Source organism: Cellulomonas chitinilytica (genome assembly GCF_016862675.1).
Taxonomy (GTDB): Bacteria; Actinomycetota; Actinomycetes; order Actinomycetales; family Cellulomonadaceae; genus Cellulomonas; species Cellulomonas chitinilytica.
This window is the reverse complement of sequence record NZ_BONK01000022.1, coordinates 22,893-41,864: the sequence shown is the minus strand read 5'-3', so window position 1 is coordinate 41,864 and position 18,972 is coordinate 22,893. Positions and strand designations below refer to the sequence as shown.

General features: G+C 73.5%; 25 protein-coding genes. 17 read left to right on the top strand and 8 right to left on the bottom strand.

All coding sequences use genetic code 11. The features are described from left to right. Positions 1-17: 17 nt before the first annotated feature. Positions 18-938 carry an AraC family transcriptional regulator gene (locus Cch01nite_RS22090; RefSeq protein ID WP_203758674.1) on the bottom strand — a complete coding sequence of 307 codons (921 nt, stop codon included), beginning with the start codon at positions 936-938 and terminating at the stop codon, positions 18-20. A gap of 197 nt (positions 939-1,135) precedes the next feature. Here Cch01nite_RS22090 and Cch01nite_RS22085 point away from each other — a divergent pair, with 197 nt between their 5' ends. From Cch01nite_RS22085 to Cch01nite_RS22075, 3 genes are read left to right on the top strand one after another with little or no spacing between them, the layout of a single operon-like run. Further along, positions 1,136-2,437, top strand: a complete 1,302-nt coding sequence (locus Cch01nite_RS22085; RefSeq protein WP_203758673.1) for an MFS transporter — start codon at positions 1,136-1,138, stop codon at positions 2,435-2,437. After that, positions 2,434-3,357, top strand: coding sequence for a carbohydrate kinase family protein (locus Cch01nite_RS22080; RefSeq protein WP_203758672.1), 924 nt, complete (start codon positions 2,434-2,436; stop codon positions 3,355-3,357). The genes Cch01nite_RS22085 and Cch01nite_RS22080 overlap by 4 nt, the downstream gene beginning before the upstream one ends. Continuing rightward, positions 3,354-4,502, top strand: a complete 1,149-nt coding sequence (locus tag Cch01nite_RS22075) for a zinc-dependent alcohol dehydrogenase (RefSeq protein ID WP_239071226.1) — start codon at positions 3,354-3,356, stop codon at positions 4,500-4,502. The genes Cch01nite_RS22080 and Cch01nite_RS22075 overlap by 4 nt, the downstream gene beginning before the upstream one ends. A 17-nt stretch (positions 4,503-4,519) precedes the next feature. On the opposite strand, the gene Cch01nite_RS22070 is transcribed toward Cch01nite_RS22075, so the two are convergent. Both Cch01nite_RS22070 and Cch01nite_RS22065 read right to left on the bottom strand, forming a co-directional pair. Then, positions 4,520-4,966, bottom strand: coding sequence for a hypothetical protein (locus tag Cch01nite_RS22070; protein ID WP_203758671.1), 447 nt, complete (start codon positions 4,964-4,966; stop codon positions 4,520-4,522). Beyond that, a complete protein-coding gene (locus tag Cch01nite_RS22065; RefSeq protein ID WP_203758670.1) occupies positions 4,963-5,517 on the bottom strand; it encodes an RNA polymerase sigma factor in 555 nt (184 codons plus the stop codon). The genes Cch01nite_RS22070 and Cch01nite_RS22065 overlap by 4 nt, the downstream gene beginning before the upstream one ends. 133 nt (positions 5,518-5,650) lie before the next feature. Between Cch01nite_RS22065 and Cch01nite_RS22060 the strand changes: the two genes are divergently transcribed. The 11 genes from Cch01nite_RS22060 (at position 5,651) to Cch01nite_RS22010 (ending at position 12,529) form a co-directional block, all read left to right on the top strand. Next, on the top strand, positions 5,651-6,106 hold the full coding sequence (locus tag Cch01nite_RS22060; protein ID WP_203758669.1) for an Asp23/Gls24 family envelope stress response protein: 456 nt from the start codon (positions 5,651-5,653) through the stop codon (positions 6,104-6,106). Beyond that, the gene (locus tag Cch01nite_RS22055; RefSeq protein WP_203758668.1) at positions 6,103-6,450 is read left to right on the top strand and encodes a hypothetical protein; all 348 of its coding nucleotides are present in this window, start codon (positions 6,103-6,105) and stop codon (positions 6,448-6,450) included. The genes Cch01nite_RS22060 and Cch01nite_RS22055 overlap by 4 nt, the downstream gene beginning before the upstream one ends. A gap of 10 nt (positions 6,451-6,460) precedes the next feature. Then, a complete protein-coding gene (locus Cch01nite_RS22050; RefSeq protein WP_203758667.1) occupies positions 6,461-6,640 on the top strand; it encodes a hypothetical protein in 180 nt (59 codons plus the stop codon). Beyond that, positions 6,633-6,989: an Asp23/Gls24 family envelope stress response protein gene (locus Cch01nite_RS22045; RefSeq protein WP_203758666.1), complete on the top strand. Its 357-nt coding sequence runs from the start codon at positions 6,633-6,635 to the stop codon at positions 6,987-6,989. The genes Cch01nite_RS22050 and Cch01nite_RS22045 overlap by 8 nt, the downstream gene beginning before the upstream one ends. After that, positions 6,986-7,561: a DUF6286 domain-containing protein gene (locus Cch01nite_RS22040; RefSeq protein ID WP_203758665.1), complete on the top strand. Its 576-nt coding sequence runs from the start codon at positions 6,986-6,988 to the stop codon at positions 7,559-7,561. The genes Cch01nite_RS22045 and Cch01nite_RS22040 overlap by 4 nt, the downstream gene beginning before the upstream one ends. Continuing rightward, entirely contained in the window at positions 7,558-8,136 is a 579-nt protein-coding gene (locus Cch01nite_RS22035) for a hypothetical protein (RefSeq protein WP_203758664.1), read from the top strand. Before Cch01nite_RS22040 ends, Cch01nite_RS22035 begins: the two co-directional genes overlap by 4 nt. A 162-nt stretch (positions 8,137-8,298) precedes the next feature. After that, a complete protein-coding gene (locus Cch01nite_RS22030) occupies positions 8,299-8,568 on the top strand; it encodes a DUF7218 family protein (RefSeq protein WP_203758663.1) in 270 nt (89 codons plus the stop codon). Positions 8,569-8,606: 38 nt separating this feature from the next. Then, positions 8,607-9,704: an acyl-CoA dehydrogenase family protein gene (locus Cch01nite_RS22025; protein ID WP_203758662.1), complete on the top strand. Its 1,098-nt coding sequence runs from the start codon at positions 8,607-8,609 to the stop codon at positions 9,702-9,704. After that, positions 9,698-11,056, top strand: coding sequence for a bifunctional PIG-L family deacetylase/class I SAM-dependent methyltransferase (locus Cch01nite_RS22020; RefSeq protein ID WP_203758661.1), 1,359 nt, complete (start codon positions 9,698-9,700; stop codon positions 11,054-11,056). Before Cch01nite_RS22025 ends, Cch01nite_RS22020 begins: the two co-directional genes overlap by 7 nt. Beyond that, a complete protein-coding gene (locus tag Cch01nite_RS22015) occupies positions 11,053-11,799 on the top strand; it encodes a glycosyltransferase family 2 protein (protein ID WP_203758660.1) in 747 nt (248 codons plus the stop codon). Before Cch01nite_RS22020 ends, Cch01nite_RS22015 begins: the two co-directional genes overlap by 4 nt. Before the next feature lies 1 nt (position 11,800). Further along, on the top strand, positions 11,801-12,529 hold the full coding sequence (locus Cch01nite_RS22010; protein ID WP_203758659.1) for a DUF72 domain-containing protein: 729 nt from the start codon (positions 11,801-11,803) through the stop codon (positions 12,527-12,529). Between the two features lie 8 nt (positions 12,530-12,537). Here Cch01nite_RS22010 and Cch01nite_RS22005 read toward each other — a convergent pair whose 3' ends face one another. Further along, entirely contained in the window at positions 12,538-12,681 is a 144-nt protein-coding gene (locus tag Cch01nite_RS22005; protein ID WP_203758658.1) for a hypothetical protein, read from the bottom strand. On the opposite strand from Cch01nite_RS22005, the gene Cch01nite_RS22000 reads away from it, so the two are divergent. Then, positions 12,680-12,835 (top strand): hypothetical protein, encoded by a 156-nt coding sequence (locus Cch01nite_RS22000; RefSeq protein WP_203758657.1) that lies wholly within the window; start codon positions 12,680-12,682, stop codon positions 12,833-12,835. The genes Cch01nite_RS22005 and Cch01nite_RS22000 overlap by 2 nt on opposite strands. A 135-nt stretch (positions 12,836-12,970) precedes the next feature. Here Cch01nite_RS22000 and Cch01nite_RS21995 read toward each other — a convergent pair whose 3' ends face one another. Continuing rightward, complete coding sequence (locus tag Cch01nite_RS21995; RefSeq protein WP_203758656.1) at positions 12,971-14,461, bottom strand: HD-GYP domain-containing protein; 1,491 nt, start codon at positions 14,459-14,461, stop codon at positions 12,971-12,973. A gap of 156 nt (positions 14,462-14,617) precedes the next feature. Here Cch01nite_RS21995 and Cch01nite_RS21990 point away from each other — a divergent pair, with 156 nt between their 5' ends. After that, a complete protein-coding gene (locus Cch01nite_RS21990) occupies positions 14,618-14,932 on the top strand; it encodes a VOC family protein (protein WP_203758655.1) in 315 nt (104 codons plus the stop codon). 240 nt (positions 14,933-15,172) lie between these two features. On the opposite strand, the gene Cch01nite_RS21985 is transcribed toward Cch01nite_RS21990, so the two are convergent. Then, positions 15,173-15,649: an Hsp20/alpha crystallin family protein gene (locus Cch01nite_RS21985; protein ID WP_203758654.1), complete on the bottom strand. Its 477-nt coding sequence runs from the start codon at positions 15,647-15,649 to the stop codon at positions 15,173-15,175. Between the two features lie 215 nt (positions 15,650-15,864). Continuing rightward, on the bottom strand, positions 15,865-16,377 hold the full coding sequence (locus Cch01nite_RS21980) for a metallophosphoesterase family protein (RefSeq protein ID WP_203758653.1): 513 nt from the start codon (positions 16,375-16,377) through the stop codon (positions 15,865-15,867). A 428-nt stretch (positions 16,378-16,805) separates the two neighbouring features. Between Cch01nite_RS21980 and Cch01nite_RS21975 the strand changes: the two genes are divergently transcribed. Next, a complete protein-coding gene (locus tag Cch01nite_RS21975) occupies positions 16,806-17,783 on the top strand; it encodes a manganese catalase family protein (RefSeq protein ID WP_203758652.1) in 978 nt (325 codons plus the stop codon). 278 nt (positions 17,784-18,061) lie between these two features. Here Cch01nite_RS21975 and Cch01nite_RS21965 read toward each other — a convergent pair whose 3' ends face one another. After that, positions 18,062-18,943, bottom strand: a complete 882-nt coding sequence (locus tag Cch01nite_RS21965; RefSeq protein ID WP_239071224.1) for a TspO-related membrane protein — start codon at positions 18,941-18,943, stop codon at positions 18,062-18,064. Positions 18,944-18,972: the final 29 nt, after the last annotated feature.

Here is an 18,972-nt window from a genome sequence, read left to right as displayed (position 1 = left end):
GCGACAGGCTCCGGCTCTCAGGCAGGGTGCCGCGCCGGCGGCGCCGTTCTCGCCGTCCGCCGGAACGTGGTCGGCGTCGTGCCGGTCTCGGCCCGGAACTGCCGGTTGAAGTTGGACAGGTTGGTGTAGCCGCTGGCGTAGCACACGTCCACGACAGGCATCGTGGTCTCGGTCAGCAGCGTGCAGGCCCGGACCACCCGCATCCGGCGCACCATCGAGGTGAAGCCGCGGCCCGCGGCGCGCTGGAAGAACCGCGAGAACGCGGTCGGGCTCATCCCGACGAGATCCGCTGCGGTGGTCATGCGGACCTCCTGCGTCAGGTTGTCGACGATGTACCGCAGCACGGACTCCACCGCGTCCTGACCGGCGACGTCGGTGCGCGGTGCGTACAGCCCGCTGGCGAGGACGCGTCGCTCGTCGGCCGGTGCCCGCGAGAGCAGGGCGAGCAGCGCGAACACGTGCTGCAGCCGCTCCAGACCCGTGGTGCGACCCACGGCCTCGAGCTCGGCCGCGCCGTCGACGGCGGAACGGCCGGTGAGCTCGAGACCTCGTCGTGCGGCCTCGAAGAGGCGTACGCCCTCCGCCGCCTCGGGAGCCACCTCCGCCAGCCGGGACATGCGGTCCGGGTGCACCTGCAGGACGACGTCACGACCGACGACCACCTCACCGGGCGCGAGGTCGCTCATCCAGTCGTGCGGCACGCCAGAGCCGACGACGACGAGCTGGCCGGCCGAGAACGTCGACACGTGGTCGCCGACGAGCACGACCCCCGTGCCCGCCCTGATGAGGTGGATCTCGACCTCGGGATGGGTGTGCCAGCGCGCCAGCGGGTGGGGGTAGTCGTGCTCGTGCCAGCGCACGGTGCTGTCGACGTCGGGCACGACGACCTCACGGACCGGTGCGACCCTCCCGGCCCGGGCCGTGCTGGTCGGGCTCACCCTCGCATGGTGCGCCACGTCGCCGGTCGGGGCATCGCGAACCTGCTCGGACGGGTCGGCGGCGCAAGAAAGTACCAGCGGCGGCGCTGGCGGGCGCTAGATCGCGGACCGTCCCGACGCGACGCTGAGTCACCGGCAATCGAGGCGGACGACCAGGGCTCACCCGCCCGTCGGCCCCCGTGACGAGAGGCGTTCCCATGGTCCTCGGCATTCCACGCAAGCTCCTGTTCGGCTACGTCGCGATCGCCCTGTTCATGGCGGGCGACGGGTTCGAGCTGACGTTCCTGTCCAAGTACCTCGTCGACCTCGGCTACACCCAGGTCGACGCGGGCCTCGTCTTCTCCGTCTACGGGCTCGTCGCCGCGATCTCCGCCTGGTCCTCGGGGGTGCTCGCCGAGATGTTCGGCGCCCGCCGGGCCATGCTCACGGGCGGGATCCTGTGGATCGGGCTGCAGGTGCTGTTCCTGACCGTCGGCCTGGGCTCGGGCAGCCTGCCGCTCATCCTGGTGCTGTACGGCGCCCGGGCGGTCGCGTACCCGCTGTTCATCTACGCGTTCGTCGTCCTCATCGCGCAGTCCGTCCAGCCCGCGAAGCTGGCCTCCGCGATGGGCTGGTACTGGGCGGCGTACTCCATCGGCATCGGCGTGCTCGGCACGTACCTGCCGAGCGTGCTGATCCCGCTGTTCGGCGAGAACGGCACCCTCTGGCTGGCGCTCCCGTGGGTCGCCGCGGGCGTGCTGATCTGCGTCCTGCTCGTGCCGCGCAACGTCGGGGCGAAAGCCCGTGCGAGCGCCCTCGACAGCCGGGCGAAGCTGCGCGAGCTGGCCCGCGGAGCCACGATCCTGGGCGAGAACCGGCAGATCCTGCTCGCCGCCGTGGTCCGCGTCATCTGCAACCTGACGCTGTTCGGCTTCCCGGTCATCATGCCGCTGTACCTCACCGGCCAGAGCGGGGACGGCCAGGACTGGTTCGACGTCACGGAGTGGATGCGCCTGTGGGGCGTGATGTTCGCGGTCACCATCTTCACGAACGTGATCTGGGGTCGGATCGGCGACCGCTTCGGCTGGATGCGTCAGATGCGCTGGTACGGCTGCCTCGGGTGCGCCGCGGCGACGCTCGCGTTCCTCTACGTGCCGCAGGTGCTCGGCGCCAACATGGGCGCGATGGTCGCGGCCGCCGTCGTGCTCGGGATCGCCGTCTCCGCGTTCGTCCCGATGGGCGCGATCTTCCCGGCGCTCGCCCCGGAGCACCGTGGCGCGGCGGTCTCGGCGCACAACCTCGCCGCAGGCATGTCGACGTTCCTCGGCCCGGCCATCGCGACCGTGCTGCTCCCGTCCGTCGGCGTCGCCGGCGTGTGCTGGGCGTACGCCGGGCTCTACGTGGTCGGCGCCGTGGTCACGCTGTTCATCCACCCGCCGCAGCCCGGGATCGTCGAGCGCCGGCGCCCGCTCGAGGTCTCCGTCACCGCCGCTCCCGAGCCCGTGCTGGCCAGCCGATGAGCGCGCGGACGACCCACCTGGTGGTCGGCGAGTCGGTGGTCGACGTGATCGAGCGACCGGACGGCAGCGTGGAGCGCCACCCCGGCGGCAGCCCGGCCAACGTGGCGCTGGGGCTGGGGCGGCTCGGCGCGGACGTCACGCTCCGGACCCAGCTGGGCCGGGACCACGACGGTGACCTGCTGCGTCGGCACCTCGCCTCGGCCGGGGTCCGTCTTGAGGTCACCGACGGACCCACGTCGACGGCCCGCGCCGCCCTCGACGAGCACGGAGCGGCCGAGTACGAGCTCGACGTCGCGTGGGCGCTCGACCGGGTGGGTGCGTCGCCGTGGCGCCCCACGCACGTGCACACAGGGTCCCTCGCGACGGTCGTGCAGCCCGGCGCCGAGGCGGTGCACGCGCTCGTCGCATCGCTGCGGGGCGGCTCGACCGTGAGCTACGACCCGAACGTCCGGCCGGGGTTGATGGGCCCGCGCGAGGTCGCCGTGCCCGCCGTCGAGAGGCTCGTCGCCCTCAGCGACGTGGTGAAGGCGAGCGAGGACGACGTCGCGTGGCTGTACCCCGACCGCGACCCCGTCGACGTCGCGTACCGATGGCTCACGGTCGGGCCCGCGCTCGTCGTGGTCACGCTGGGCGCGCGCGGAGCTGTCGCGGTCACGCCGCACGGCGTCGTCGAGTCGCCGCCCCATCCGGTCGACGTCGCCGACACCGTCGGCGCCGGGGACTCCTTCATGGCCGCGCTCCTCGCCCGCCTCGGCACCGGCGGCCTGCTCGGCGCCTCCGGCCGACGGAGCCTGCGGGTCGCCCCTCCGGCGCGGCTCGCGCCGGTGCTCTCGTGGGCCGCGCGGGCGGCGGCCGTGACGGTGTCGCGCCGAGGGGCCGACCTGCCGGACACCGCCGCGCTCACCGGAGCGACCGCATGACGACCAGCCAGACCCCGGGCACGGCAGCCGCCGGGCACCCGACACTCTCGACGCAGGAGGACTCCATGATCACGAAGGACAGCAACGCGACGACCCGCGAGCTCGAGACGACCTCCGGCACGATGCGCCGGGCCGTCGCCGGGCCGTCCGTCGGCGTCCGGGTGGAGGGCGCCGACGTCCCGGTCCCCGCCGCCGGGGAGGTCCTGGTCCGCAGCACCCTCGTCGGGATCTGCGGCTCGGACACGCACGCCGTCGCCGGCCACCACCCGTTCCTCACGGCCCCCTACGTGCCCGGGCACGAGGCCACGGGCGTCGTCGCCGCCACAGGTCCTGGTGCCGACCGGTTCGCCCCCGGGCAGCGCGTGCTGCTCAAGCCCAACGTGGCGTGCGGTACCTGCCTCAACTGCGCGGCCGGACGCACCAACGCGTGCGAGACGCTCCGCTGGATCGGGTGCGACCCGTCCCGCGAGCTCTCCGGCGCCATGGCCGACTACTTCGTCGCACCGCAGAGCAACCTGTACGCGGTGCCCGACGCCCTCAGCGACGAGGCCGCCGCGCTCGTCGAGTGCCTCGCGACACCGGTCCACGCCGCACGCGTCGCCGGTGACCTCACCGACGCACGGGTCGTCGTGCTCGGCGCCGGCACGATCGGGGTCCTGTGCGTGGTCGCAGCGCTGCGCGCCGGGGCGGCCGCCGTGGTGGTCACCGACATGGAGCAGTCGAAGATCGATCGCGCCGTGCGCATCGGTGCCGCCGGTGGAGCCGTGGCGAACGCGACGGACGCGGACGACCAGGTGGTCGCGGCGCTCGGCGGGCCGGCGGACGTGGTGTTCGACTGCGTCGCCAACGAGCGGTCGCTCGCCCAGGCGGTCGGGCTGCTGCGCCGGGCGGGCACGCTCCTGATCGTCGGGGTGCCTCCCCGCCCGGGGTCGCTCGACCTGCCGAACATCCAGGACCGCGAGCTCCGCGTGCAGGGCTGCGCCGCCTACACCGAGGCCGACATCGAGACGTCGATCGCGATCGCCGGCGACGGGGCCCTGCCCGTCTCGGAGATCGTCTCGGCGACCTACCCGCTCGACGAGGTCGCCACCGCGTTCGAGCGCGCCGCCGCCGACAGCTCCGGCAAGGTGCTCGTGAGCCCGTGACCGGTGGCTTGATCAGGCTACAGCCGGCGGGGGTCGGCGGTCACGTCGCCGACGGACACGTCGACGACGACGCGGTCGACCGGAGGGGTGGTGAGGCCGAGGCTCTCCGCGACGGCCTGCGCGGCGACCGCACGGACACGTCCGGCCAGAGGGACCAGGGGGGTGCCGTACAGCGCGACGATCTCGACGGTGACGCGGTCGAGCTGGTCGTCGGGTGTCGTGGTGCAGGTGATCCGCAGCGCCCCGGCGTGGTCGATCGACGACAGCGCGGTGCGGACGTGGGCGACGAGCACGGCGGACGCGACCCACAGCTCGCCGTCGGGCAGCCGGCCTCGGACCGGGGCGGACGCGCGAAAGGCGCGGACCGCGGCGGCGACGACGTCGTCGCGCAGGGCGACCCAGCCGGCGTCGGTGTGCTCGCGCAACGTGCGGGTGGCCTGGTCGAGGATCTGCTCCCCGTTCATCGCCACGCCTCCATCCGCCGGATCAGGTGCGCGCGGGCCCGGTGGAGCTGCCCGCGCACCGTGCTCGCCGTCGTGCCGGACACCTCGGCGATCTGGTCGTAGGTCAGACCTTCCACCTCCCGGAGCAGCCACGTCGAGCGTTGTCCCGACGGAAGCTCGCGCAGCGCCCGGTGCAGCGCCTCGAGCAGGTCGGTGCCCTCGGCCGACGACTCCGGGTCCACCGCCCGCAGGTCCACCTCGTCGTCAGGGGCGAAGGGCAGCGGCAGGGCGGTCCGGCTGCGTCGGCGTTGCAACGATCGCACCTTGTGCGCCGTGATGGCGAAGAGCCAGGTGCGCAGCGACGAGCGTCCCTCGAAGTGCGGCAGCGAGGTCCATGCCGCGGCGAACGCCTCCTGCACGCAGTCCTCGGTGTCGCGGGGGTCGTCGAGCATGCGGCGGGCGTACCGGTAGACGGCGGGCCCGTGCCGGTCGACGACCGCCGCGAACGCACCACGGTCTCCCAGTGCCGCCCGTCGGGCGAGCACCTCGTCCGGCGCCCCCTGCTCGTCCATCCCCAGCCACTGTGCGGCCGTCCGGGGGCCTCCGCATCCGCGCGGTGTGACGTAGGTCACATCTGCCGACCGTGACGAACACGGACGGGCGGCGACCAACTCTCTGACACCCATCAGTCGAGAGAGGTCCACCATGAGCGAGTCCCCGACGAAGACGGTCGCCACCTCACCGGCGACCAGGCAGAGCGCGCTGGTCACCCCCGAGGGCAGCACCACGATCTCCGACACCGTCGTGAGCAAGATCGCTGGGATCGCCGCGAGCGAGGTCAGCGGCGTGCACGCCCTCGGCGGCGGTGCGGCCCGAGCGATCGGGACGCTGCGGGAGCGGATCCCGGGCGCCCGCACCAACCACTCCCAGGGCGTGTCCGTCGAGGTCGGCGAGACCGAGGCGGCCGTCGACCTGGACCTCGTCGCCGAGTACGGCGTCTCCATCGCCGACCTCGCCAGCGGCATCCGGCGCAACGTCATCAGCGCCGTGGAGCGCATGACGGGGCTGAAGGTCGTCGAGGTCAACGTCGCCGTGAACGACGTGCACCTGCCGCAGGACGACGCGCCCGAGCCGACCCCGCAGGAGCAGCGGGTCCAGTGACCGAGCCCAGCGTCCCGACCGGCGAGAGCGCCGTCGTGCTCGGCACCGCGGCGGTCCATCCGTCGCCCGAGCCGCTCTCCCCCGCCGAGGTCGTCGCCGCCGTCGTGCTCGCCGTCCCCGGCGTCGTGCGGCTGCACGGCGGGCGGTTCGGCGAGCTGGGCACCTACCTGCCGGGGCGCCGCGTGACCGGCGTGCGGATCGGCGACGAGGGCACCGAGGTGCACGTCGTCCTCTCCGACGTCGTCCCCATCCCCCGGGTTGCCGCCCAGGTGCAGCGCGCCGTCTCGGCCGTCGCCCCGATGCCCGTCCGCATCCACGTCGAGGACATCGACACCATCGTCTGAGGAGCCACCCATGTCATCCGTCGCCATCGGGCTGTTCGCCGGCCTGCTGCTCGCCCTCGTCGCCGCCGTGGGCGGCCTCAGCATGTTCCTGCTCGCCCTGGTGCTCGCCGCGGCGGGCGCGGTCGTCGGGCTCGCCGTCGACGGGCGGCTCGACCTCACCGGCGTCGTCGCGGGGCGTCGCCGTGGCTGACGAGCGCGGCACGCTCACCATCGCCGACCGTGCGCTGACCCGCATCGCCCGCCAGGTGACCCTCGACGTGCCCGGAGTCGCTCCTGAGGAGTCGGCCGGCGTCGTCGAGCGCACGCTGGGCCGGGGGTACCCGCGCGTGCACTGGCAGCGCGCCGGTGACCGCGCACGGGTCGAGGTCGAGGTCGCGATCGTCTGGCCGGCGTCGTCCGCGCGGGTGACCAGGGACGTGCAGGACGCGGTCCGGCGCGAGCTCGAGCACCTCGCCGGTCAGGACGTGCGGCACGTGAGCGTCGCGGTCCGCGACGTCGTCCTGCCTGCCGGCGCCGGTCCCGCCGCGAGGGTGCGATGACGACCGTGGAGACGGCGCGCGGCTTCGCGCCCGCGAGCACGGCGACCCGTGCCGGGCGCGTGGCGTGGTGGAGCATCGCCCTCGCGCTGCTGGTGGTCGCGCTCGGCGTGCTCGTCGTCCGGGAGGCCCTCGTGGCCGGGGAGGTCGTCGACGGCGAGCCGTGGATCCCACCCGTCGTCGACAGCGCCGACGGCATCGCTCCCTCCGCGGCCGTGACCGCGGTGGGCATCGTCGTCGCCCTGCTGGGCCTCTGGCTCGTCGTGATCGCGCTGGGCCGGCGCGTGCGCACCCGGCTGCCGGTCACCTCGTCGGCGGGCACGACGATCGGCATCGGTGACGTGGCCCGGCTCGCGGCCTCGGCCGCGGACGACGTGGACGCCGTCCTGTCGGCCCGGGCCGCGGCGAGCCGGAAGTCGGTGACGGTCACCGTGACCACGCTCGACGGCGACGACGTGGCCGACGCGGTGCGCGCTGCCGTGACCGAGCGACTCGCACCCCTGACCACACCGCTGTCGATCCGCGTGGTGACCCGCGTGTCGGCGGGCCTGCGCGCCGGGGGCGATCTGCGATGAGGCGCTCGGTGCTGGCCGTCGACCGTGTCGTCGTGCTGCTCCTGGGCGTCCTCCTCGTCGTCGCCGGGGTCGCGGCGGTCGGTTGGCAGCAGGGCTTCCTCGCAGACCTCTGGCCCGACGTGCCCGACTCCGTCCAGGTCGACACCGGAACCGTGACGACGGCCGGGAGCTACCCGGCGCTCGCCGGGGCCGTGGGCGTCGTTCTCGTCGGCCTCGGGCTCTGGTGGCTGCTCGCGCACCTCCCCCGGCGGTCGGTCGGGACGCTGCGGCTGCCCGGCAGCGACCAGCCCGGCCGCCTCGAGGTCGACCCCGGACCTGCGGTCGCCACCGCCGCCGACGTCCTGGCCGACGACCCGACGGTCCGGTCCGCGCACGGGGCGGTCCTCGTCGACCGGGGCGAACGGGTCGTGCGTCTGCGCGCGACGGTCAACCCGGACACCGACCTGCACGCGGCCGTCGCGGCGTGCGACCGGGTCCTCGCCGACCTCGCGCAGGTCCTGCCCGCCGACCAGCTGCACTCGCGCGTCGAGCTGTCGGTGCTGCGGCGGGGTGAGACGGAGGCACGAGTGCGCTGAACGCCCGGTCGGCTGCCGTGTGGAACGGTGACCGGACGAACGCCGGCTCGGCGAGCGGGACGGCGCCCGCCTGCCTAACCTCGACAAGGTCCAGCAGCGGGCCCACCGCCGGGAGTGACGGATCCGGGCGGCCGGCCCGCCTCCGGGAGATGGGAGCCGATCATGCCGGGACGAGACCCTGGGCCCAGCGTGAAGGACAAGCACCTCTACGAGTCGCTGCGCGACGAGGGCAACAGCAAGGAGAAGTCGGCCCGCATCGCGAACGCCGCCGCCGCGTCGAGCCGCACGAAGGTCGCCCGCAAGGGCGGCGAGTCCGGCTCGTACGACGACTGGACGGTGACCGAGCTGCGCAGGCGTGCCGCCGAGATCGGCATCGAGGGCCGCTCCTCGATGAAGAAGGACGAGCTGGTCCGCGCCCTGAGGTCGCACTAGGTGACGTCGCAGCACAGCGGGCTCCGGGAGCACCCCGCATGACGACATCGCTCGAGACGTCCACCGTGGGGCGCGACGTGGCACCGGTGCGGCTCGACCCGGACACCGCCACCCCGGCCGTGCCGACCACGCCGGCGTCGGTCGACCAGGCACTGCTCGACGTGGCCGACTGGCCGGCGGACCTCCTGCCGGGCCGCGGCGCCACCGCGAGGCTGTGGAGCCTGCTGGCCACCCTGGCCGCCTCCGACCTCGCCGTGGCACGCGCCGTCGAGCCGCACCTCGACGCGCTGGCGATCCTCGACCAGGCCGGCTCGGCCGGCGTGGGCTCCCCCGCGATGTCGACGTGGGGCGTGTTCGCCGCCGAGACGCCCGCGGCACGGCTCGAGGCGACACAGGAACCCGGGGGCGGCTGGCGGCTGACGGGGACGAAGCCGTGGTGCTCCTTGGCGGACCGTCTGGGCGCCGCGCTGGTCACGGCCCGGACTCCCGACGCGGACGGGGGCCGCGGGCTGTTCGTCGTCGACCTCACCGTGCCGGGCATCGGTGTGTCCGGGCCGGAGCGCTGGGTGGCCCGTGGTCTGCGGGAGATCCCCAGCACGCCGGTGCGCTTCGACGACGTCCCGGCGGCCCTGGTGCGAGACGGCGACTGGTACGTCGACCGGCCCGGGTTCTGGTGGGGCGGGATCGGCGTCGCCGCCTGCTGGTACGGCGGGGCGGTCGGTCTCGCGCGGCGGTTGCTCGCCGAGGCGCGACGACGCCCTGACGACCAGCTCCTCGCGATGCACCTCGGCGCCGTCGACCATCGGCTCTCTGCAGCCCGGGTGGTGCTGGCCTCCGCCGCGCACGCGGTCGACCTGTCCGGTGCCGCGACCGACGGCGGACGACGCGCGGAGTCCGGGCCGGACCGCGAACGGGGCCGGATTCTCGCCAAGCGGGTGCGTGCGACGGTCGCCGACACCTGCGAGGCCGTCCTGCTGAGCGTCGGGCATGCCCTCGGTCCGGCCGCGCAGACGCAGGAGGACGACCACGCCAAACGGGTCGCCGACCTGCAGGTGTACGTCCGCCAGCAGCACGCCGAGCGCGACGACGTCTCGCTCGGCAAGGCCCTGCTCGGCCGGCCCGACCTGCCATGGTGACGTTCGACGGCCGCGCACCGGGGACCCCGTCCGGTGCCTGGCCCGGCTCCCGGCTGAGCGCCCTGCACGCACTCGATCGTCCGACAGGGCGTGTCGTCGTGGTGGCCGCGCACCCCGACGACGAGACCCTCGGTGCCGGAGGGCTCATCGCCGAGCTCGCCGCGGTCGGTCGGCCCGCCGAGGTGGTCGTCGTGACCGACGGGGCGGCCTCGCACCCGGGCTCACCGACGATCACCCCCGCAGCACTCGCCGTGCGGCGCGTCGACGAGGTCCGACGGGCGGTGGCCCAGCTGTCGCCGGACTCGCCCGTCACGCTCCTGGGTCACCCCGACGGCGAGGTGCGTGAACGGCGGAGGTCGATCGAGGATGACCTGCGCACGATCCTGTCCGCCGCCCCGGACTCCGCACTGGTGGTCGCACCGTGGCGCGGCGACGGTCACCGGGACCACCGCGTGGTGGGCGAGGTCTGCGCAGCCCTCTGCGACGAGCTCGGCGCCACCCTCGTCGAGTACCCGATCTGGATGTGGCACTGGGGCACCCCCGACGATCCCCGGATCCCCTGGGACCTGCTGCGCGCCCTGCCGCTGGCGGACCGGTCCGTCGTGCTCAAGAGCCGGGCGGTCGCGGAGCACGAGACCCAGGTCGCGCCGCTGTCGGACGCCGCGGCCGACGCCCCGCCCCTGCACCGCGCGTTCCTGCGGAACTTCGACCGCGACGTCGAGCTGTACGTCACCGGCACCACGGCGCCGCCGCACGACCTGGGCGCGTCGTACTTCGACGCCGCCTACCGGAAGCGCGACGACCCGTGGCGGCTGGGGTCCCGCTGGTACGAGCACCGCAAGCGGCAGGCCACCCTGGCCGCCCTCCCGCACGAGCGCTACCGGACGGCGCTCGAGGTGGGCTGCTCGATCGGGACGCTGACCGAGCTCCTGGCCACCCGGTGCGACTCGCTCACGGCGACGGACGTGGCACCCGCGGCGCTCGAGCAGGCCAAGAAGCGGACCGCGCACCTGGGCAACGTCGACCACCTCCAGCACGACATCGGCGAGGGCGTCCCCGGCGGGCCGTACGACCTCGTCGTCCTGTCCGAGGTCGGCTACTACCTCACCCGGCCGCGACTCCTCGAGGTCGCCGCCTCGGTCCGTGCAGCGCTCACCGCCACGGGCACCGTGGTCGCCTGCCACTGGCGGCACCCGGTCCCCGACCACCCGTTGGGCGGGGACGACGTGCACCACGTCCTCGCGGCCGGCCTCGGCCTTCCGAGCGTGGTGCAGCACCGCGAGGAGGACTTCCTGCTGGACGTCTGGAGCCGCGACCCGCGCTCGGTGGCCCGACGTTCGGGGCTCGCATGACGGCTGGCGTGGAGCAGGTCGTCGTGGTGGTGCCGGTGCGCAACGAGGCCGCTCTCCTCGGGCGCTGCCTGCGCTCCGTCCTCGCCGCCGCATGCCACGTCGAGGCGCGGCGCGGTGCGGTGGTCCGCGTCGTCGTGGTCCTCGACGACTGCGAGGACGGCAGCGAGACGATCGCGCGTGGCTTCCCCGCCGAGGTGCACGCGATCAGTGCGCGGTCGGTGGGTGTGGCGCGTGCGACCGGCGTCGCGCACGGCCTCGCAGGAGCCCTCGCGGACCGCGCCAGGACCTGGATCGCGTGCACCGACGCGGACTCCGCGGTCCCCACGCACTGGCTGACCGCACAGGTGCGGCACGCCGACGCCGGCGTGGACGTCGTCGTCGGCACGGTCCGTCCCGACCCTGCCGAGCTCTCAGCCACGCAGCTCGCCGCGTGGTCGGCGACCCGGGTCGTCGGGTGCCCGAACGGCCACGTGCACGGCGCGAACCTCGGCGTCCGGGCGTCCGTCTACGAGCGTGTCGGCGGCTTCAGCCTGCAGCCAGAGCACGAGGACGTCGACCTCGTCCAGCGCATCGCGGCGACCGGGTCGGCGCGCATCGTCGCGAGCGACGAGGCCGACGTGCTCACCTCCGCCCGCACGGTCGGACGCACGCCCGGCGGATACGCCGCGTACCTGCGTCAGGGCCCGCTGAGCGCTGCTGACGCATACGCCGCGCTCCGCGACGACCGGAGACGGCCGGCGTGACGTGACGATCAGGATCGGGACGTCGGGATGGTCGTACGACCACTGGGAGGGCGTCCTGTACCCGCCCGGGCTGCCCGCCCGCGACCGGCTGGACCGGTACGTGCAGGAGTTCGACACCGTCGAGCTCAACGCGAGCTTCTACCGGTGGCCGCGGGACTCGACGTTCGCCGGCTGGCGCCGTCGGCTCCCGCCGGGGTTCGCGATGGCGGTCAAGGCACCACGCGGCCTGACGCACGCGAAGCGCCTGTACGGGCCCGAGGCGTGGTCGGAGCGCATCGCCCGTTCCTGGCACGAGCTCGGCGACCGGCGGGAGGTGCTCCTGGTCCAGCTGCGACCGGACCAGGAGCGTGACGACGCCCGCCTCGACTGGTTCCTCGGGTCGTTGCCCGGCTGGGTGCGGGTGGCCGTCGAGCTGCGCCATCCGTCGTGGCAGGACGACGCGGTCTTCTCGCTGCTCGAACGGCACGGCGCGGCGTACTGCGTGATGAGCGGCGCGGGCCTGCCCTGCGTGCTGCGCGCCACGGCCTCGTTCGTCTACGTCCGGCTCCACGGCCCCGACCACGAGCACCTGTACGGCGGTTCCTACTCCGACGACGACCTGGCCTGGTGGGCGGCACGCATGCGTGAGTGGGCCGACAGCGGACGCGACGTCCTGGCGTACTTCAACAACGACGGCGCAGGGAACGCGGTCCGCAACGCCCGGACCCTGCGACAGCAGGTGGGACTCTGACCGGCGCGTCAGTCGCTGGGAGCGGCGGCGCGCAGCTTCTCCAGCAGGGGGCCGGCTGCCTCGGCGAGGAACTGGTCCTGCCCCGGATGCACGGCCGCGTCGTGAGGGCGACAGTGGTGCGGCACGGTCAGCGACGGGGACGGAGGGATCATGGACGACGACGGCACCACCTCGAAGCCGACGGAGGACACGCCCCCGCTGCCCGGCACGACACCGGACCACGACGAGCCCGAGCAGGGCGACAACCAGGACGTGCCGGCGCGCAAGATCTACCCGACCGACCCCACCGGCGCCGAGCCGGAGTGAGGGTGTGCACCGCGCGGCGCTGATCGCCTGCGTGCACCGGGCGTCCGAGTGGCGGCACAAGGACGTCGGGCTCGCCGCGCAAGACCTCCTGCAGCACCTGGACGAGGGTCAGCGGCTGAGCGGTGGCACCTCGGCTCAGTCCGTCTCGGTCTCCTGACCGCCCTTGTCGCCCTTGCTCCCCTTGCCTTCGTTGCCGCTCTTGTCGTCCTTCTCCTCCTTCTCCTTCTCCTCCTCCTGCGTGCCCTGCTGCTCGTTCTCGGCTTCGCCTTCCCCCTCGGGTGCCGGTTCGGGCTGGGGGGCTCCCGAGGAGGACGGCGCCGGGGCCAGGGCCGGGAGGTCCGTCGGGGACGGTGCGGGCGTGACAGCCTGCCGCGCGCCCGTCGCGTCGTCGGTCGAAGTCGGCACCACGGGGGGCACGAGCGCACCGGTGTCCTGGTCCGGTCGGGGTGTCGCGGTCGTCGATGGGTCAGCCGGACCGGCGGGGGGCGACCCGGCTGAGACCGGAGCTCCGGCGAGGGCCCCACCCGCGGTTGCGGTGACGACCGACAGCACGAGGCCGACCGCTCCCGTGAGCTTGAGCGTGCCCGCCGTGGTGAGCTTCTGGAGCAGGGACGAGATGTCCGGGGTGAAGGACGGCAGAACGGGCAGGGCCGACAGGATGCTGAGGGGTCCCGCGACCCTGCGCAACCTGCCGAGCCCGACCGCGAGGAGTGCCCGGACGACTTCTGGGTCGAACTGCTGGCCGGCGCACCGCGCCAGCTCCTCGCGCGCAGCAGCCGCGGGCAGGGCTCGCTTGTACGGGCGCGCTGAGGTGATCGCGTCGTACGCGTCGGCGACTGCGACGATGCGCGCACCCTCGCTGATCGCCTCGCCGGCCAGGCCGGCGGGATAGCCCGCGCCGTCCCAGCGCTCATGGTGCTGACCGATGACGTCGAGCCACGGGCCGAGCCATGCGCGAAGCGGCTCGGCGATCTCCATGCCGGCCTCGGGATGTCCGGCCAGGACCGTCCACTCCTTCGTCGTGGGCTGCACCGGTTTGCTCAGGACACCTGCGGGGACGCGGAGCTTGCCGACGTCGTGCAGGAGGGCCGCCCAGCTGAGCTTGGCGACGTCGCGCTCCGAGAGCCCGAGCTCCTTGCCGATCAGCGCCGAGTAGGCCTGGACGCGCTCGGAGTGACCACGGGTGACCGGGTCGTGGTCGTTGATGGCAGCAACGAGGTCGAGGATGCGTGTGGCGTGATCGTCGCCGGGGTGCAGCCCGCGTCTTCGCCCTTGCAGCACGTCCGGCGAGTAGTGGCGCATGGCGACAGCGAGCCGGGACGGCGCACGGTCCGGGAAGTAGAGCGTGAGGCGCAGCAGCGTCGTCAACGGCAGCAGGCTGCGCGCTGCCCGCGTGGCCAGGACCAGGATGGCCGTCGCGCAGAGGACCTCGATGAGCAACCACAACCACGGGTCGATCCCGAGGCGATGCGGAGGGAACCAGCGCACGGCAGCCAGGCCGAGCCCGACCGAGAGGAGGACGGGTCCGGCCGCGATCAGCGTCCGGGCGACCGCCGCAAGGGTCGCGCGCCCCTCCCACGCCCCGAGACTTGGGGAGTCGTAGTTCTGCGTAGGACCGAAAGCCATGAAGGAACTTCGACAGCACGGACGCGGACCTTGACACCACGTTCGAGTGACCAGCGCTGCCACTCCCTCCGGTTCGAATCCGGCCAGGTGCGCAGTGCTCGCCCGACCGGAGCCAGCAGGCGTGCGCCGACCCTGAGACCGAGCAAGGCGGTTCCCGTGGACGAGACGCTCCACGCCTACCTCAGCTACGTGGACGAGCAGTACGACGTGCCCCGACTGCGCGGCAGGTCGGTGGGGCGTGGTCTCTACGTGGGCACCGACACGGTCGACGAGCTGTACGACCGTGCGGTCGCCGCGGGCGGCGAGTCCCTGATCCGACCCGAGGACACACCGTGGGGCTCCCGGCGCGCCCGTGTGCTCGACCCGGGCGGGCATGAGTGGTCGTTCGGCAGCTACCGGCCCGGTGGCGGCACCCCATCCGGCACCGGGTCAGGGAAGCAGGGCGAGCGAGATCGGTCGGCGACGTCGTGACGCACCCACGTGACCACGCACCCCTCCATGCCCGGGAGGAGGCCGGTCCGCATGTCGGCCGGACCGGGTACCTCGCCCGCGAGCCGGCCGATCGGCGCCGTCCCCCGTCCTCGGCGTCCGCGCGGAGCTGAGCCGCCCGAGCCCGGCGGCGGGGTGGGGAGGCTCGGCTCGCCCGCACAGGTCGTCCCTCACCTCGGACCGGCGCTCTCGCGGACCCGGCCCACCCCGCCAGCTCGTGGCTCAGGCGCTCACGTCCGCGCTGCTGTCGGCACCCGACGTGATCCCGCTGTCGGCACCCGACGTGATCTGCGAGGTCTCGCTGCCGTGCTGCACCTCGATCCGACGCGGCTTGGCCTCCTCCGCGACCGGGATGCTCAGGGTGAGCACGCCGTCCGCGTACGTCGCGGAGATGTCGTCGAGCGCGAGCCCGCGGCCGACGGTGAGCTGCCGCGCGAAGGTCCCGCTGGGACGCTCCTTGGCGAGCCACTGCACGTCCTGCTCAGCGCGGCCGGTGCGCTGCGCGCGGATCGTCAACGTCCGGTCCTCGACGTTGACGTCGATCGTGCCCGGGTCGGCACCCGGGAGGTCCACGTGGAGCACGTAGTGGTCCCCCGCCCGGTACAGGTCCATCGGCATCGTCGCGGCCGCACGGTCGGCGTTGAGCATCTGGTCGAACAGCCGGTCGATCTCCTGGAACGGGTCGTAACGCGTAGCCATCGCCGCTCACCTCCTCGTCGTCGAGGCACCGGACGCCCGGGCCTCGGGTGCAGTCCGGCGGCTCTCGCCGGACGTGGCTACACCCCATGATTTAGCACTCTCGCGCCACGAGTGCCAGCCCTGTGACTGGGGTGTTCGCCGATCGAGAACGCACCCGTCCGCCGTCGAGCGGACCTCTCCGCACCGGCCACGCCGACCTGCCGTGACCGCCGTGCTCACCGCCCCGGCCGCACCACCGGGTGCAGCGTCGCCTCGGCGAGGACCCCCTCGGCCACGACGGCGGTGAGATAGGTCCCGGTCGGCTGCCTGCGACGGTCGGTGGGCGAACCGGGGTTGAGCAGCCGCATGCCGCGCGGCGTGACGCTGTCCCACGGGATGTGGCTGTGACCGAAGACGAGGACGTCGAGGCCGGGGTGCGCGTCGTCGCACCGCTGCTCGCGGCCCTGGGCCGGCCCCGTCTCGTGCACCACCCCGAGCCGCAGGCCGTCGACCTCGACGCGCGCCACCTCGGGCAGCCGGGCACGCAGGCCAGGCCCGTCGTTGTTGCCGTAGCACCCGACGAGGCGGGCGGCCCTGGCCTCGAGCGCGTCGAGCAGGTCGAGCGACACCCAGTCGCCTGCGTGGACCACGACGTCGGCCGCGTCGACCGCCGCCCAGACCTCCGCGGGTAGGTCGCGGGCGCGCTGAGGCACGTGGGTGTCCGCGAGCAGCACGAGTCGCCGGGGCACCCACCCATCCTGGTGCCAGCCGCGGGCGTCGTCCTGCGGCGTGGACCACGCGTTGCGCCGTCGCGGCGAGCGACGAGCCGTCCGACGGCCCCCGTCGACGGACGTGGCCCCGGTGGCGGGGCACGGCGACCGCGCTTAGCGTCGACGTGCCGGTCGAGGAACGAGGCCGGACCAAGGTCGCCCGGGACAGGACACGTCGCCGCGCACAGGACGGAGCGAGGCCGACTCCGACCACGACTGCCGGTGCACGCCTGGCACCTCCCCCATGAGATCGCGCGAGACAGTGCGCCGGCGAGCATCCGGCTGCCCGGGCTGCACGAAGGCGAGCGACGACCGCCAGACCGAACCGGAGGAGGACGTCCGACGCGCGCGCGCCCTGCGCGAGAACCGTGAGAACGACGACGACCAGATGCCGTAGGGGGCTCAGCATGTACCTGCATGTGCAGCGACTGATCAACGAGATCGAGGCCGACGAGCCGGACCCGGCCGCCGCGAACGCCCTGCAGGAAGGGCTCGGGGGCCAGTTCGGCGAGATGCGGACGATGATGCAGTACCTGTTCCAGAGCATCAACTTCCGTGGCCCTGCCGGGAAGCCGTACCGCGACCTGCTCCAGGGCATCGGTACCGAGGAGATCAGCCACGTCGAGCTCATCGGCACCACCATCGCGCGCCTGCTCGACGGCTCCCCCCGGTACACCGGCAAGAAGTCCGACCCGCTGGACAAGCCCGGCGCCGGCGGCGAGACACCGCTGCGGCTGGCGCTCGACGAGGGCAACATCCACCACTACCTCGTCGCCTCCCAGGGTGCCCTGCCCGTCGACGCCGCGGGCAACCCGTGGAGCGGCACGTACGTCTACAACTCGGGGAACCTGGTCCTGGATCTCCTCTACAACCTGATGCTGGAGTCCACCGGACGGCTGCAGAAGTGCCGGATCTACGAGATGACCGCCAACAAGACGGCCCGCTCGACGATCGCCTACCTCATCGTCCGCGACCAGGCGCACGAGAACGCCTACGCCCGCGCCCTGGAGACCCTCGGCGTCGGCTGGAACAAGGTCCTGCCCATCCCGAAGACGAACGCGGAGAAGTTCCCCGAGGTCAAGAAGCTCCTCGACCTGGGCCTGCAGAGCAAGCAGTACTCGTTCGACCTGACCGCCGCGTCCGAGGCCGGGAAGATCTTCCGCGGCATGTCGCCCTCGAACGACGGCACGGAGCTGGACGCGAGCGAGCAGGCACCTGCAGGGGTCCCGCAGACGATCGCGAAGGAGCGCTTCGAGGAGTTCTCCCCCGGCCTGGACACCGACCTCCTGGCACTCATTCAGGCGACCGCGGACCTCGAGATGAACGAGGTGCAGCCGCTGTACGGGCCCGTCGAACCGACGACCGAGAAGAAGGGAAAGTCATGACCGAGGACCTGCGCGGTCAGCGCGTGCTGGCGATCGTCACCAACTACGGCGTCGAGCAGGACGAGCTCGTCGTGCCCCTGGAGCACCGCTGACCTCCTACCCGTCGCTGGCGACCGACGTGCGCAACGCCGGCGCACGGTGGACCGACCAACCCGTGGTCGTCGACACCGAGGCCGGGTACACCCTGATCACGTCCCGGAGCCCGACGACCTCGACCACTTCCTGCCCGCGGTCGAGTCCGCGGTCGCCCGTCAGGGCGCTGCACACTGACGGGATCCTCAGCTGGACGCCGCGAGCGCTCCTGCTCGGCGACGTCCGACGAACGCCGCGACGACGACGGACACGAGGGCCACAACCGCGGCCGTGGCGGCGACCACCGAGACCACGGCGTTCTCCAGAGGTGGCGACTGCCTGCCCACGCTGATCCACGCGAGCCCCCAGGCCATGGCCACGCCGACCGGGAGGATGACGGTGGGCCGGCGTGCGCCGTGGACCGCGTACGCGACGGCGAGGACCGCCGCTGCCACGAGCACGACGACGGACCAGGCGGTCGCCCCGAGGCCGAGCTCGCCCACGTCGGCCGCCGAGAGGAACGCGGTGATGTTGGCCAGGGTCGCCACGCTGACCCAACCGAGGTACAGGCCCACCGTGGCATCCGTCAGGACGTCCGCTCCGCCGTGGGGAGGCATGCGGACCAGCACGACGAACAGGCGCGCGAGCACCGCCAGGAGCGCCACGATGACGAGGACCGTGCCGGCCAGCACACCCGCCTGGGCGGCGGCGATCCACACGGCGTTCAGGACCATCGACGCCAGGACCCACCACGCCGTGGCGCGGAACCTCGGGCTGGTCGCCTGCGCCGGCAGCGCCTGGGCCACGGCGACGGCCAGCAGACCGAGGTAGATCACGGACCAGATCGAGAACGCCTGCTGGGCGGGAGCGATCGGCGTGGCGTCGGCCGACAGCGCCCCACCGGCGGCGTCCTGGATCGGCTGTCCCCCGAAGGCACCTGATCCCACGGCGGCACCGGCGACGGCCAGCAGCGCCCCCGCGAGCACGAGGACCTGCCGGAGGTGGTCGGACCCGGTGGCCCGCGACGTGCGTTCCGAGGTGACGGTGTTCATGCCCGCCAGCATCGCGGTGCTCAGCCTGCTGAGCATCTGGAGACGGCACCGGCCCGGAACTCGGT

What these genes read in the sequence shown, in the direction of transcription:
- Cch01nite_RS22085 (WP_203758673.1), top strand. Translation starts at nt 1,136, where the DNA reads ATGGTCCTCGGCATTCCACGCAAGCTCCTGTTCGGCTACGTCGCGATC.
- Cch01nite_RS22080 (WP_203758672.1), top strand. Translation starts at nt 2,434, where the DNA reads ATGAGCGCGCGGACGACCCACCTGGTGGTCGGCGAGTCGGTGGTCGAC.
- Cch01nite_RS22075 (WP_239071226.1), top strand. Translation starts at nt 3,354, where the DNA reads ATGACGACCAGCCAGACCCCGGGCACGGCAGCCGCCGGGCACCCGACA.
- Cch01nite_RS22070 (WP_203758671.1), bottom strand. Translation starts at nt 4,966, where the DNA reads ATGAACGGGGAGCAGATCCTCGACCAGGCCACCCGCACGTTGCGCGAG.
- Cch01nite_RS22065 (WP_203758670.1), bottom strand. Translation starts at nt 5,517, where the DNA reads ATGGACGAGCAGGGGGCGCCGGACGAGGTGCTCGCCCGACGGGCGGCA.
- Cch01nite_RS22060 (WP_203758669.1), top strand. Translation starts at nt 5,651, where the DNA reads ATGAGCGAGTCCCCGACGAAGACGGTCGCCACCTCACCGGCGACCAGG.
- Cch01nite_RS22050 (WP_203758667.1), top strand. Translation starts at nt 6,461, where the DNA reads ATGTCATCCGTCGCCATCGGGCTGTTCGCCGGCCTGCTGCTCGCCCTC.
- Cch01nite_RS22040 (WP_203758665.1), top strand. Translation starts at nt 6,986, where the DNA reads ATGACGACCGTGGAGACGGCGCGCGGCTTCGCGCCCGCGAGCACGGCG.
- Cch01nite_RS22035 (WP_203758664.1), top strand. Translation starts at nt 7,558, where the DNA reads ATGAGGCGCTCGGTGCTGGCCGTCGACCGTGTCGTCGTGCTGCTCCTG.
- Cch01nite_RS22030 (WP_203758663.1), top strand. Translation starts at nt 8,299, where the DNA reads ATGCCGGGACGAGACCCTGGGCCCAGCGTGAAGGACAAGCACCTCTAC.
- Cch01nite_RS22025 (WP_203758662.1), top strand. Translation starts at nt 8,607, where the DNA reads ATGACGACATCGCTCGAGACGTCCACCGTGGGGCGCGACGTGGCACCG.
- Cch01nite_RS22020 (WP_203758661.1), top strand. Translation starts at nt 9,698, where the DNA reads ATGGTGACGTTCGACGGCCGCGCACCGGGGACCCCGTCCGGTGCCTGG.
- Cch01nite_RS22015 (WP_203758660.1), top strand. Translation starts at nt 11,053, where the DNA reads ATGACGGCTGGCGTGGAGCAGGTCGTCGTGGTGGTGCCGGTGCGCAAC.
- Cch01nite_RS22000 (WP_203758657.1), top strand. Translation starts at nt 12,680, where the DNA reads ATGGACGACGACGGCACCACCTCGAAGCCGACGGAGGACACGCCCCCG.
- Cch01nite_RS22005 (WP_203758658.1), bottom strand. Translation starts at nt 12,681, where the DNA reads ATGATCCCTCCGTCCCCGTCGCTGACCGTGCCGCACCACTGTCGCCCT.
- Cch01nite_RS21995 (WP_203758656.1), bottom strand. Translation starts at nt 14,461, where the DNA reads ATGGCTTTCGGTCCTACGCAGAACTACGACTCCCCAAGTCTCGGGGCG.
- Cch01nite_RS21985 (WP_203758654.1), bottom strand. Translation starts at nt 15,649, where the DNA reads ATGGCTACGCGTTACGACCCGTTCCAGGAGATCGACCGGCTGTTCGAC.
- Cch01nite_RS21975 (WP_203758652.1), top strand. Translation starts at nt 16,806, where the DNA reads ATGTACCTGCATGTGCAGCGACTGATCAACGAGATCGAGGCCGACGAG.
- Cch01nite_RS21965 (WP_239071224.1), bottom strand. Translation starts at nt 18,943, where the DNA reads ATGCTCAGCAGGCTGAGCACCGCGATGCTGGCGGGCATGAACACCGTC.